The sequence below is a fragment of the Neobacillus sp. S1115 genome (assembly GCF_055385565.1).
Genome location: NZ_AP038275.1, coordinates 423,523 through 435,360 on the forward strand (window position 1 = coordinate 423,523; position 11,838 = coordinate 435,360).

Genomic DNA, 11,838 nt, shown 5'->3' on the forward strand with positions numbered 1-11,838 from the left:
TAAGAATATCTTAAGGAAAGCTCTTCATAATGAGGGTATCTAATGGGTACAAGCATATGGAAGGGAGTAAACTTTAAATGAAAAAAGTGAGAAAAGCGCATTTATGGATTGGTTTAATAGCTTCTGTGTTAATCTTTATGGAGTCGCTCACAGGACTGCTTATGAATGAACCATGGTTGATCGGACAGACACAAATGGGAGAGCGCGGCAATTTCCAGCCTGGTCAATTTAGACAAGGTTTTACAAACGGAGCTGGACAGACTCAAGGAGGGTTTAATCGCCAAATGCAAGGCCAAGCGGGCGATAACAACCAAGGACAACCAAACGGGCAATCCGGAAATCAAATGCAAGGACAAGATGGTAACCAAATGCAGGGGCAGAACGGAAACGGCCAATTCCAAGGAGGGGCTGGCAGGTTTAACGGAAACGGAAACTTCACGAGAGGGTTCCGCGGTGAAGGTGCAGGCCAAACTTCTGCTATTGGCATCATCAGGGGGCTTCATGAAGGGCGAATCGGAAATACTGATGTCAAGTGGCTGATTGATTTGACAGCCATTGCGATGATGTTTCTAACAGGTTCAGGCATCTATCTTTCTCTTAAAGTCCTAGGTGCGGAGAGAAAAAGGAGAAGACGTGAGGAAGATCCTTATAATGCGGTGCTCTAATTAGGAAAAGCAAACATGATAGTTTATTAAAATGGGAGAGGCACGTCTGAACGATGTGTCTCTTTATTTTGCATAAAATTAACAGGAAATCGAATGCCAGATGCCGAATAAAAGGAAGAATGAATTTTCGGCTAGTGGAGGAAAACAGATTTGATAAAGGATATGGAGTCAATATTAATCATTGATCAACAGGATGGACTGGGTCCAGAATTCAGTAAACTAGTTTCAATGATGGACTACGCAAGGGCTACAACGATTGAAGAAGTAAAGGATCTTACCGTCGAGGAGCTGGATTTTCTTTATGACGAGGATGCCAATTCCATCGGTATGCTGCTCGCCCATTTTGCTGCAGTTGAAAAAGTGTACCAAATTGTCACCTTTGAAAATCGCGACGATTTAACTGATGAAGAAGTTGCCCGTTTTAATCCAGCACTAGACCTCGGGAGACCCGCACAAGAAATCAAAGGTTATTCCATTGATTATTATTTAAAGGAATTAGCAGAAGTCCGGGCTGCCACCATTGAAAAGTTTAAAACCCTGCCGGACCAATGGTTATTTGAGCAGACTCCATTTTGGTGGAACAAGCCGGCCAATAATTATTTTAAATGGTTTCATGTATTTGAAGATGAACTCAACCATAGAGGTCAGATTCGACTTATTAAAAAAATGATTAAAAAGGTGAAAAACTAAGAAATTAGAGGTGGAGATTTTGAATATTTATGTTATCCGTCACGGCGAATCAGAGCATAACGTTGACAGGAACGTGATGGCGCATACGCACGATTCCCAGCATAGTTTGACAGAGCTAGGTCACAAGCAAGCCCAAGTTACGGCCGATTTCATGAAGACAAACGTAAATGGTAAGACAGTACTATACAGTTCCCCTTATTTGCGTACGAAACAAACCGCCCAGGCGATTCATTCCTTGCTTCCGGCTGAGGTTCCATTTTTGGAAAATCCTCTTTTAAGAGAATGGGAGCTTGGCAATCTTTATGATTTCAACAACCGGACTCCGGAGGCTAAAAAGGAATATAAAGCGGCGGGGCAATTTTATTTTCGCTTTCAAAATGGGGAGTCCCTTGCTGATGTATATCTGCGCGCGACCATGTTTATGAACACAGTCGTTGACCGCCTTAAGCGGCAGCAGCGCTACGATAACCTTGTGATTGTTACGCATGCAGCCTTTATGCATATGCTGCTGGCTTTTCTGATGGAATCGCCGGTCGAAGATTTAATCAATTTCAAGCCGATTGAAAATGCCTCTGTCATCAAGATTGACGAAGTGGATGGGGACTATCAGTACGAAAAAATATTTGTGCCAAAGGTTGAAATCTAATCCTAAATGGCCCCGCCAAAAAAGGTTGAGGGCCATTTCTTTATTAAAGAGCTTCATTAATAACCTTTTTGTAATAAGCAACCGAAAGGACACCAAAAATGGAGTATAGTGCCGCATACAATAGCATCACAACCAGCATCGGTGTCCAAACCTCTGCACCAAACAAAAACCAACCGGATTGAACCGCAAAATAACCGTGTGCAAGTCCAACCGCTAACGGAATGCCAAAGCTAAAGAGCTGTTTTCCTTGAATTCCTCTTAACAAATCCCCTTGTGTAAAACCAAGTTTTCGTAAAATCGTATAATTCGGCTTTTCCTCTTCACTTTCACCCATCTGTTTAAAATAAAGAATGCAGCCGGAAGTTATCAGAAAGGTTAACCCAAGGAAGCCAACGATAAACATGGCCAGCCCCATTGTCTTCTTCTGTTCTTTGATCAGGTTGAGGCGGGAATCATTTCCATGCTCGCTAGTAAACTGAAGTCCGGTAAAAATCTTATTTGCTTTTTCAAGCTGTCCCTCGTTTTTTAAATTGATTCCAATGAAAAGGGATGATTTTTGTTGAACCTTTGGATCCAAATCCTGTTTCAATCGCTGAAAAACAGCATCATCAACAATGGCAGTCGGTGAACCGCCAGCTGTGTAGTACCAGGAAATGACGAACTCTTTTTTCAGTCCCGAGTATTTTAATGGAATCACTTGATGAAGCCCCTTAAATTCAATCGTTCCTGAATCCTTTAAGGTCATAAACTTCTGCAGCAAATCACTATAGCCGGTAAAAATAGTTTCACCCGGTGCTGCATCAACATTTTTTACAGATCTGTCGCTGATGACTGACATAGGCATGTCGGCAGGGTCAACCATCATTCCTTCCAAACTCCGTTCTAGGATTGGCTTCAAGTTTGCGCTGACCTGAATAACCTCAATACGTTTGTCATGAAAGTCGATTCCGGAATTGTCCAGGGCGGTCTCAAATTTCGTTGCATCCCCTTCGGTAACAAAAGCAAAATCAGCTGCCACATTATTTTGGGCTGTTTTGTCAACAGAATAATAGGAGATATAGCATAATGATAATAGACCGATCGCCAGCGCCGATACAGTCGTGATAATCGTTAAAACAAGTGCATTCGATTTCATTCGGAACATGATGGAGGACAGCGACATCACTTCATTAATTGATAAATAGCCGTCTTTCCGTTTGCGGATGAGTTGGAAAATGAAACTGACCGAACCCTTATAAAACAAATATGTTCCGATAATGACTGATCCGAGAATTCCCGTCATCGCCGCAAATAATACCGGCATGGTGGTAAAATCTCCGCCGAACAGCTTGGAAGAAACATAATAGCCGGTGGCAATCAGCACTAATCCAAGAATTCCAATAACGTTTTGAAACATGGAAAGTTTTTTCGCGTTTCCCTCTGTCGATGAAATGACCCTAAACAAAGCTAAAATGCTTTGGCGTTTGATAAATAGATAGTTCATCAATATGATAAACAGGTAAATCACGATAAACACAATCATTGTTTGCATGAGTGCCTCTGATGAGAAATGAAGGCTGGCTACTGCATCAACGCCGGTAATTTTAAATAAAATCATCAATATTAGCCGTGACACTGAAAACCCGAGAAAGATGCCAACCACCAGGGAGCCGAAGTAAAGGATAAAGTTCTCGGCACTGAGAATCCGGAAAATCCGGCCTTTGGTCATCCCGATTAACTGGAATAATCCGATTTCTTTGCTCCGCCGCTTGATGAAAATGTTGTTGGCATACAGCAAAAAGATGGAGACAATTGCGACAAGCAAAATCGAAGCGGTTCGAATGGCGGCGGCCCCTTTGATGGTCCCTTTCGCTTCCGTCATCGCCGGGTCATACTGCAGTGTAACAAACGCGAAATATAAAGCTACACTAAAGACCAACGCAAACACATACAAGAAATAATTTTTTAAGTTCTTTTTCAGGTTGCGAAGAATCAGTTGATTAATGTTCATATTGAACACCGCCCAACACCGCTTGTGTTTTCATGATGTCTTGAAAGAAGGCCTGCTGGGGCTGTTCGCCCTTATTTAACTGGGTGTAAAGTTGCCCGTCCTTAATGAAAATGACCCGGCTGCTGAAGCTGGCGGCAACAGGATCATGGGTGACCATAACAATTGTAGCATTACGCCGTTGATTTAATCCGCTAAGCTTGTTTAACAGGTCCGATGCCGATTTGGAATCGAGCGCACCAGTCGGTTCGTCCGCAAAAATAATACTCGGTTCATGGATAAACGCCCTTGCAGCAGAAGTCCGCTGTTTTTGTCCGCCGGAAATTTCGTTTGGATATTTGTCCTTGAGCTCGTAAATACCGAGTTCTTCAGCAACTTCGGCAAATTTTTGCTCCGCTTCTTTTTTCGGCATTTTCGTGATGGACAGCGGCAGGAGAATGTTTTCTTTTACCGTTAATGTATCTAAAAGGTTATATTCTTGAAAAATAAACCCTAAATGATGTTTCCGAAACTCAGCCAGCTGTTTTTCTTTCATTTGAGTGATTTCGTTACCTTCTATTTTGATGGAACCGTTGCTTGCTTTGTCAATCGAAGAAAGGACGTTCAGGAGCGTTGTTTTTCCGGAGCCTGAGGCACCCATGATGCTGACAAATTCTCCTTTTTCAATACTTAAATCAAGTCCCTTTAAAACGTCCTGTTTATTCCACTTGTTGCCGTAGCTTTTATAAATTTTACTAGCTTCTAAAATTGGCATTTCGACACACTCCTTATTTCGATAGCTTAAGTATAAAGGTGCGTGTGGATCACTTCCTTCGTTTCGCCGAACAAATGCGGCAAAGCATGTGACAATGTTGTCACATGCCTGATATATGGTGGAATTCATTCCTTTTTGGGAAAATTAGCGTAAATGTTGTGCCTTCTCCTAATTTGGATTGCACCTCAAAATGGATGAATAGCGGCTGGGATACCTTTTTTGCAAGATAAAGCCCCATGCCGGTAGCCGCGCTGTCTTGATGTTTGCTCGTCGAGGTGAAGCCTTTGTCAAAAATGCGGGGCAGATCCCGTGGATCAATGCCTCGGCCCAAATCGGTGACTTCAAGAATGACTCGTCCATCCCGATTCCTGCTTTTTATGAGAATATCCGATTTTTCACTGTATTTAACGGCATTGGTTAATAGCTGTCTAAGAATAAACGCCAGCCATTTGGCATCTGTCATCACCTCGGTGTTGCCCAGCTCTACATCAAAACCGATCCCTTTTTGCATACACCATGATTGCAGCGTCTTAATCTCTGAATAAATTATTACTTTTAAATCTGCTTTTTCGATATATAAGTCATTTTCTATGAATGGTATCCGCTTTTGGTGAAGCTGCTGGTCGAGTAGCAGATGAATTCGCAGCCACTCAAATCTTAGGTTTGCCCGAAGCTTTTCATCCTCCATGCGGTCAATCATTAAAGACATAGCTGTCAACGGTGTTTTCACTTCGTGTATCCAGGATAATAGTTCATCCTTTTCCTGCTCGAGCATCGTCCGATTAGCGGAAGCCTCTATTTTTAGGGATTCGGTTTGGACGATGACGCTTCTTTCAATAATTTTTTCAAAAGGGCTTCTGGCTTTTGGCAGGCCGGTTAGATCAAGGCTGCTTTCCCATTCCTCCAGGCCTTTATAGTAGTTCGTCTCCTTGTGGTAACGAACGGTTAGGAAAATCGCAAAGATAAGGAGCGATAGAAAAACCATATACAGGACGGGCAAAAACGGGATAGCAGAATCAATGTAGGTGATAAAAATGATGAGAAATTCTAAGGATAAAATGAGCAGAATCCAGCTCCGCCGTTCTATTAAAAAATTTTTTATCATGGCAGTTGCGCCTCATCGACCGCCATATAGCCTTGTCCCACTTTTGTTTCGATAAAGTGTCCGATGCCAAGCTCATCGAGTTTTTTGCGGAGCCGGTTGACGTTCACCGTTAAGGTATTATCGCTGACAAACCGCTCGTCGTCCCACAAGCTTTTGATTAATGCTTCGCGAGTGACAATTTTATTCTTTTGATCAATAAGTTCTCTTAAAATAAACATTTCATTCTTGGTCAACTCGATTGAACCTGCGTCGTTTCCGACCGTATTTTTTTGATAATCGACTGTCGCTCCGCACCAGGTTTTCAGTTCGATTTGGCAGTCGCTGCTGTAATCATAAACCCGGCGCAGTATCGCTTGAATTTTTGCAATCAGGACATCGAAATGAAAGGGTTTTTGGATGAAGTCATCCGCGCCAAGCTGCATCGCCATCACCATGTCGGAAGGGTGATCCCGTGATGATAAAAATAAAATTGGCACGCTCGAGTGAGAACGAATCATCCTGCACCAATGGAACCCGTCATATTTGGGCAGCTGGATATCAATGATGACTAAATCAGGCTTGAGAGCTGTGAATTCCTGCATGACTTGGGTAAAATCGGTAATTCCATACACATCATAGGACCAGCCGCTCAGCCGTTCCTTCACTTCGTTGAATAATGTAGCATCGTCTTCAATCAATAAGAGTTTAAACATTGGTATCACCAACTTATTTTGGTTTTTCCTCAATTACATAGTATAGTAAAAATTTCCTTTTTTCTATTAAAAAAAGAGCCGACTTGTGAAGTGGCTCTTTTCTCAATTATGGCTGGTCGGCTGGGAAAACGATGCCGGCGTCCTTTCTAGCTGCAACTAGCATCTTCATGACTGAGTAACTGTAATCGAGTAATTCATTGCAGCTGTCAAAGTCCTGATTTTTATACATTTCTTTGAAGGCCAGCAGTTCATAATAAAGCTTGTTCGTTGTCGTCTGTTTGTTTAAGGTGACGGCTGTTCCGTCGGTATGTAAGATGACGTTTTGACACCCATTTGCCCCATGTTCAACATGGATATATCCTTTTTCACCTTGGATGAGGACAAAGTTAAGGCCTTGTGTATCCTTACTTCCCACGCACTCGGCGATAAAGTCAGGATATTTCATGACAAGTACCCCTGAGGTATCAATCCCGTTCGCATGCTTATTTGCCGTATAGCGGATGGATTCTGGTGTACCGAACAGGTTCATCACGAAATGCAGGTTATAAATGTTGATGTCAACAAGGGCGCCGCCGGAAAACTTCGGATTAAATACATTCGGTGTCTCCCCGGCAAGCAGGGCATCGTACCGGCTTGAGTATTGGCTGTAGTTGCACTGGATCATTCTTACTTGCCCTAGCATTGGCAGGTTTTCTTTAATGAGTTGATAGTTGGGCAGGTGAATGGTTGTGATGGCCTCAAACAGCATTAAATTCTTTTGTTTGGCGAGTGCTATCAAGCTTTCAAGTTCTGCGACGGTCGATGTGAACGGTTTTTCACATATGACATGCTTTCCATGTTGGAGAGCTCGGGTGGCCTGTTCATAATGCAGGCTGTTAGGGGATGCCAGGTAAATAAAGTCGATGCCTGGGTCTTGGAACATTTTTTCTAAATCGGTATAGATTTTAGGGATTTGATATTTTTCGGCTAACGGTTGAGCAGTTTCCTGCTTTCGGGAATACATCGCCACACATTGGGCGTCTTTTATATTATTTAATGCAGAAAGGAAGGTATCCACAATCGAACCCGTTCCAATAGTAGCAATATTCATATGCTCAAGTCCTCCAATAACAAAATACTCCTAACATCATAAAGTATTTTGGCGGACTTGCCAAATGAAACATGGAATGATGCATGGGGACGGTTCGTGCATCACTTTTGAACAGTGTAGGGCGTCGCTTGTTATCAGTATGATCTATAGATGTGTCCACTTGGAAACAATTAAATTATATCAAAATAATAAAATGCATTATGAGAGCGCCCCTAATTTATAGAATTAAAGTAAAAACTTAATTGCTTTATAGTTTAGTAATTCCGACTTGACTCATAGGAATAAATACATTAAAATTTGAAAGTATTAAAATAGGAGGTTATGAAATGATTAACATATTAATTATTGTGAATGTTGTCGTTCTTCTCTTGCTGATGTTCGGCTTGTTCATGATGCAAAAAAAGCATGTTTCTTTTTCAAAACGTGTGTTCACAGGACTTGGTTTAGGTCTTGTTTTTGGTTTTATTATACATCTTATTTACGGTGGAACACATGAAGTAACAACACAGTCGATTAACTGGTTTAATATTGTCGGCGGCGGTTATGTCAAACTGCTGCAAATGGTTGTTATGCCATTAGTGTTCGTATCGATTGTCGGGGCTTTTACAAAGTTAAAGCTGACTAAAAATATTGGGAAAATCAGTTTTCTTGTCATTGCCATTCTTCTTGGGACTACGGCGGTTTCTGCAGCCATCGGTATCGGATCTGCACTCGGATTCGGGCTTGATGGAATAAAGTTAACGGCGGGGGATGCTGAAAATGCCCGCAATGAGCTATTGAAAGAAAAAGTGGTTGGCGTTGAAAGTATGACACTGCCACAGCAAATCGTTGAACTCATTCCAAGCAATCCGTTTCTAGATTTAACAGGCGCCCGCCCAACATCAACAATTGCGGTTGTTATTTTTGCAGCTTTCATCGGTGTTGCCTATCTTGGGATAAAACGCAAGGAACCAGAGAAGGCTGAGTTTTTTGCAAAAATAATCGATACGTTATATTCCATCACCATGAGGGTGGTAACACTCATTCTTAGATTAACGCCATACGGTATTTTGGCCATCATTACAAAGGTGGCAGCGACTAGTGATTACGATGCGATTGTAAAATTAGGAAAGTTTGTCGTCGCCTCTTACGTAGCACTTATCTTGATGTTTATTGTACATTTATTACTTTTAACATTTGCAAAATTAAACCCTGTAAACTATGTGAAAAAAGGGATGCCTACATTAACGTTTGCCTTTTCGTCACGTTCAAGTGCAGGAACATTGCCAATGACCATTAAGACACAAACGAAAGACTTTGGCGTGTCTGAAGGGATTGCCAACTTTGCTGGTTCTTTCGGACTATCCATCGGACAAAACGGCTGTGCAGGAATTTATCCGGCGATGCTCGCAGTCATGGTAGCGCCGTCTGCAGGTATTGACCCAACAAGCATTTCTTTCATCATCACTCTGATTATTGTGGTTGCAATCAGTTCATTCGGCGTAGCCGGTGTAGGCGGCGGGGCAACCTTCGCAGCTTTAATCGTTCTATCAGTCTTGAACCTGCCAGTTGCGATTGTTGGTCTCTTAATCTCCGTTGAGCCTTTAATTGACATGGGTCGTACAGCCCTTAACGTCAGTGGTGCAATGACTGCGGGAGTATTAACAAGTAAGGCAACCGGCGAATTCGAAAGCGAAGTTTACCAACAGCCTAATGTAGTAGAAGCATAAATTATTTAAGAGACTGTCGAATTGATTCGACAGTCTCTTTTTTTGGAAGATTTGTTCACTATATTAAACATATTGTTCAAAATAATGAAAAAGTAAGAAAATAGGAGAAAAATGCATTAAAATGGACAAAAACTGTTCTGTATTAAGAAAAATGGCTGAAAACGAACTTTTTCACGGAATGGATTGTTCACTATAATGAACATATCAAAAGAAATAAATGGATGAAGGGGGGAAAAGGATGTTTAAAAAAATAATTCTTGCCTGCTTATTACTTTATAGTTCGACAATGGGATTGAATATCATCAACGTGCAGGCTGCTGAAACCGTGTTATCAAATCCAGAAGCAATTGTACAAGATAATGGAAATGCGGCTGATGGATTAAATGAAACAGTTAACATACCGAACTTGGATTTATCAGATACAAAAGAGGATGCAAGTGCTGCGGATGAAGCTGCGTTGCCTGAAGAGCCATCAAGTTCTGTTGAAGGCAGTCAAGATAGGGTAAACACAGAAAAGGAAGCTGTTTCAGATGATAAAAAGGTTAACCAGAACCAGTCAACTGATAGAACAGGCACCCAAAACCAGGATGTAACCGGTGCTGTAAATGTTGTCCAAGATCAAATGGCCAATGGCACAGTCTGCCAAGAGCAGACGGTTAACGCCTCTGCCTTCTGTGAAGGCAAAATTGAAAGTGATGTCCAAGGAGAAGCGGACCAAAGCCAGACAACGAAACTAGAGGCAGGACAGCTGCAAACCGGTGAATCATCTGAAAAAACAGAAGCTGAACAAAAGCAGGCGATGGATGTTACATCCGGACAGAGTCAGGAAGTCACCTTAGAAATGGGAGATACCCGAACACAAAATCAAGGCACCAATGCGTCAACGAGCCAATCACAGTCCATCAGTGCAGATGAGCAAGCTGAATTTGAACAGGCGCAGTTAACGGAATTAACGGTCGACCAAAGACAACAGCTTGATTCAAAGGTGGACGAACAGAAACAGAAAACGACAATAGAGGCACAACAACAACAATATTTAAGTACCACTGGCACTGCAAAAGTAGAACAAACCCAAACGGCAGAAGTAAAGAGTTCAATCTTAAATACAGTAAAACAAATGGTTGTTGAAACAGGTGTAGATGTAACAACAAAAAATTATATTGAAATTGTAAAAGATTCAGTAAGCAGTATAGTAAAAGTCTTTCAAGAAATTATTGTAAACGGAAAGCTGGTTGATTCTTATTCCCATATGTACGATGTAGATGGAATGAAAGAAGAGCCAACCAATCATAAGTATGAAAAGACGTTTGATTGGGGAACCGTTGTGGTTGAAAATTCGGCAATGGTTTCATTTAGTAAAGAACTGCAGCGTTTCGAAGCAACAATGAGCAGTTTTCTAGGGCTTACGTTCTTCTCCAGTATCATCAATAATCAAGTTGAGGAGAAACCAAATCCTGACAATGGCGGGCAACCAGAGACACCGCCTGCAGACGGAAGTGAAAACCCAGGAACCCAGCCACCAGGGGGAGAAGAGAACCCACCTGTAGATGGTAATAATGGAGGTACTCCTGTAACTCCTCCGGCAAGTGAAAATGAAAATCCGGGGACACCGCCGCAAAACGGGAATGAAGGTACTGCACCAGTCACACCATCTACAGATGGAAACAGCCAGCAGACACCGGTTCTTAATAACGTGCAAACTGTGAGTTCACAGCCTGCTGTAATCAAAACTACGGCCGCTGCTCCAGCCGCAAAAGGGTATTCACTGCCGGTGACTGCTACAAACAACTTTAATATCCTTCTTTATGGCGGGGTATTAGTATTAGCCGGAGGTTTGCTGTTAATAGTGCGTAGAAGAGTTAATCAATAGTTAAACAGATTGAAAGACCAAAACCTATATAGAAACATTCTATATGGGTTTTGTTTTATGGAAAAATGAATTTATTAGTAAGGAGCAATCATAATGAAAAATAATTTTTTTATTGCTGTCTGCATGACCATAACCATTGCTTTATTTTTTGCATGGTCCCAGCGCTGGTCGGATGGACCGAAACAAACCCAGAAAGATCAGGATACAGATATTGTTCTGCAGCACAAAAAAGACAATTGGGCAGACCAAAGCTGGCTTGTTATTTATGGGGTTGACGGGAAGGTTAGCTATTATGGGAGCGAAAAGCCTGCCTCAAATGAGAAGAATCCTGATCAAGTAGAAAAAACACGTAAAACTTTAACTTATGCTTGGTTTGGACTGACATTTTTATTTCTGTTATTAAGTATATTTGGAATAATAAACAAACTGCTGCCTAAGGAACAAAAGAGGATTTCTAAGCCGAATCGGCCTCTGAATTCTGGTGCAGAATATCGATAATCCAAAAATTTAAAGCCCCTAATAAAAGCCCTAAGTGAACGGGGCTTTTTTGCTTTAACAAGGTAATTTAAAAAAACAAAAAATTAAGAAAAACGGAGATTTCGCTAAATAAAGAACAAAAATCGTTCGTTA

At 41.6% G+C, this 11,838-nt stretch carries 11 protein-coding genes; 6 read left to right on the forward strand and 5 right to left on the reverse strand.

Annotation, left to right across the window (positions count from 1 at the left end):
- Window positions 1–77 precede the first annotated feature (77 nt).
- The 3 genes from ACZ5B7_RS02175 to ACZ5B7_RS02185 all read left to right on the forward strand — a co-directional run bounded on the left by ACZ5B7_RS02175 (window position 78) and on the right by ACZ5B7_RS02185 (window position 2,001).
- Window positions 78–665 (forward strand): PepSY-associated TM helix domain-containing protein, encoded by a 588-nt coding sequence (locus ACZ5B7_RS02175; RefSeq protein WP_464492448.1) that lies wholly within the window; start codon window positions 78–80, stop codon window positions 663–665.
- Between the two features lie 162 nt (window positions 666–827).
- Window positions 828–1,355 (forward strand): DinB family protein, encoded by a 528-nt coding sequence (locus tag ACZ5B7_RS02180; RefSeq protein WP_464494418.1) that lies wholly within the window; start codon window positions 828–830, stop codon window positions 1,353–1,355.
- A 19-nt stretch (window positions 1,356–1,374) separates the two neighbouring features.
- Entirely contained in the window at window positions 1,375–2,001 is a 627-nt protein-coding gene (locus ACZ5B7_RS02185; RefSeq protein ID WP_464492449.1) for a histidine phosphatase family protein, read from the forward strand.
- 43 nt (window positions 2,002–2,044) lie between these two features.
- Here the strand turns inward: ACZ5B7_RS02185 and ACZ5B7_RS02190 are convergent, their stop codons facing one another.
- From ACZ5B7_RS02190 to ACZ5B7_RS02210, 5 genes are all read right to left on the reverse strand, one after another.
- A complete protein-coding gene (locus tag ACZ5B7_RS02190; protein WP_464492450.1) occupies window positions 2,045–3,991 on the reverse strand; it encodes an FtsX-like permease family protein in 1,947 nt (648 codons plus the stop codon).
- A complete protein-coding gene (locus ACZ5B7_RS02195; RefSeq protein ID WP_464492451.1) occupies window positions 3,981–4,742 on the reverse strand; it encodes an ABC transporter ATP-binding protein in 762 nt (253 codons plus the stop codon). The genes ACZ5B7_RS02190 and ACZ5B7_RS02195 overlap by 11 nt, the downstream gene beginning before the upstream one ends.
- Window positions 4,743–4,842: 100 nt before the next feature.
- Window positions 4,843–5,847 carry a sensor histidine kinase gene (locus ACZ5B7_RS02200; RefSeq protein WP_464492452.1) on the reverse strand — a complete coding sequence of 335 codons (1,005 nt, stop codon included), beginning with the start codon at window positions 5,845–5,847 and terminating at the stop codon, window positions 4,843–4,845.
- Window positions 5,844–6,539, reverse strand: a complete 696-nt coding sequence (locus ACZ5B7_RS02205) for a response regulator (RefSeq protein ID WP_464492453.1) — start codon at window positions 6,537–6,539, stop codon at window positions 5,844–5,846. The genes ACZ5B7_RS02200 and ACZ5B7_RS02205 overlap by 4 nt, the downstream gene beginning before the upstream one ends.
- A gap of 106 nt (window positions 6,540–6,645) precedes the next feature.
- Window positions 6,646–7,629: a Gfo/Idh/MocA family protein gene (locus ACZ5B7_RS02210; RefSeq protein ID WP_464492454.1), complete on the reverse strand. Its 984-nt coding sequence runs from the start codon at window positions 7,627–7,629 to the stop codon at window positions 6,646–6,648.
- A 329-nt stretch (window positions 7,630–7,958) separates the two neighbouring features.
- Here ACZ5B7_RS02210 and ACZ5B7_RS02215 point away from each other — a divergent pair, with 329 nt between their 5' ends.
- The 3 genes from ACZ5B7_RS02215 to ACZ5B7_RS02225 all read left to right on the forward strand — a co-directional run bounded on the left by ACZ5B7_RS02215 (window position 7,959) and on the right by ACZ5B7_RS02225 (window position 11,706).
- The gene (locus tag ACZ5B7_RS02215; RefSeq protein ID WP_464494419.1) at window positions 7,959–9,338 is read left to right on the forward strand and encodes an L-cystine transporter; all 1,380 of its coding nucleotides are present in this window, start codon (window positions 7,959–7,961) and stop codon (window positions 9,336–9,338) included.
- Window positions 9,339–9,576: 238 nt separating this feature from the next.
- Complete coding sequence (locus ACZ5B7_RS02220; RefSeq protein WP_464492455.1) at window positions 9,577–11,208, forward strand: LPXTG cell wall anchor domain-containing protein; 1,632 nt, start codon at window positions 9,577–9,579, stop codon at window positions 11,206–11,208.
- Between the two features lie 93 nt (window positions 11,209–11,301).
- A complete protein-coding gene (locus tag ACZ5B7_RS02225) occupies window positions 11,302–11,706 on the forward strand; it encodes a hypothetical protein (protein WP_464492456.1) in 405 nt (134 codons plus the stop codon).
- Window positions 11,707–11,838 lie beyond the last annotated feature (132 nt).

Excerpts from the sequence above, each read along its gene's own strand:
- ACZ5B7_RS02195 (WP_464492451.1), bottom strand. The coding sequence starts at position 4,742 with ATGCCAATTTTAGAAGCTAGTAAAATTTATAAAAGCTACGGCAACAAG.
- ACZ5B7_RS02180 (WP_464494418.1), top strand. The coding sequence starts at position 828 with ATGGAGTCAATATTAATCATTGATCAACAGGATGGACTGGGTCCAGAA.
- ACZ5B7_RS02190 (WP_464492450.1), bottom strand. The coding sequence starts at position 3,991 with ATGAACATTAATCAACTGATTCTTCGCAACCTGAAAAAGAACTTAAAA.
- ACZ5B7_RS02175 (WP_464492448.1), top strand. The coding sequence starts at position 78 with ATGAAAAAAGTGAGAAAAGCGCATTTATGGATTGGTTTAATAGCTTCT.
- ACZ5B7_RS02225 (WP_464492456.1), top strand. The coding sequence starts at position 11,302 with ATGAAAAATAATTTTTTTATTGCTGTCTGCATGACCATAACCATTGCT.
- ACZ5B7_RS02205 (WP_464492453.1), bottom strand. The coding sequence starts at position 6,539 with ATGTTTAAACTCTTATTGATTGAAGACGATGCTACATTATTCAACGAA.
- ACZ5B7_RS02200 (WP_464492452.1), bottom strand. The coding sequence starts at position 5,847 with ATGATAAAAAATTTTTTAATAGAACGGCGGAGCTGGATTCTGCTCATT.
- ACZ5B7_RS02210 (WP_464492454.1), bottom strand. The coding sequence starts at position 7,629 with ATGAATATTGCTACTATTGGAACGGGTTCGATTGTGGATACCTTCCTT.
- ACZ5B7_RS02220 (WP_464492455.1), top strand. The coding sequence starts at position 9,577 with ATGTTTAAAAAAATAATTCTTGCCTGCTTATTACTTTATAGTTCGACA.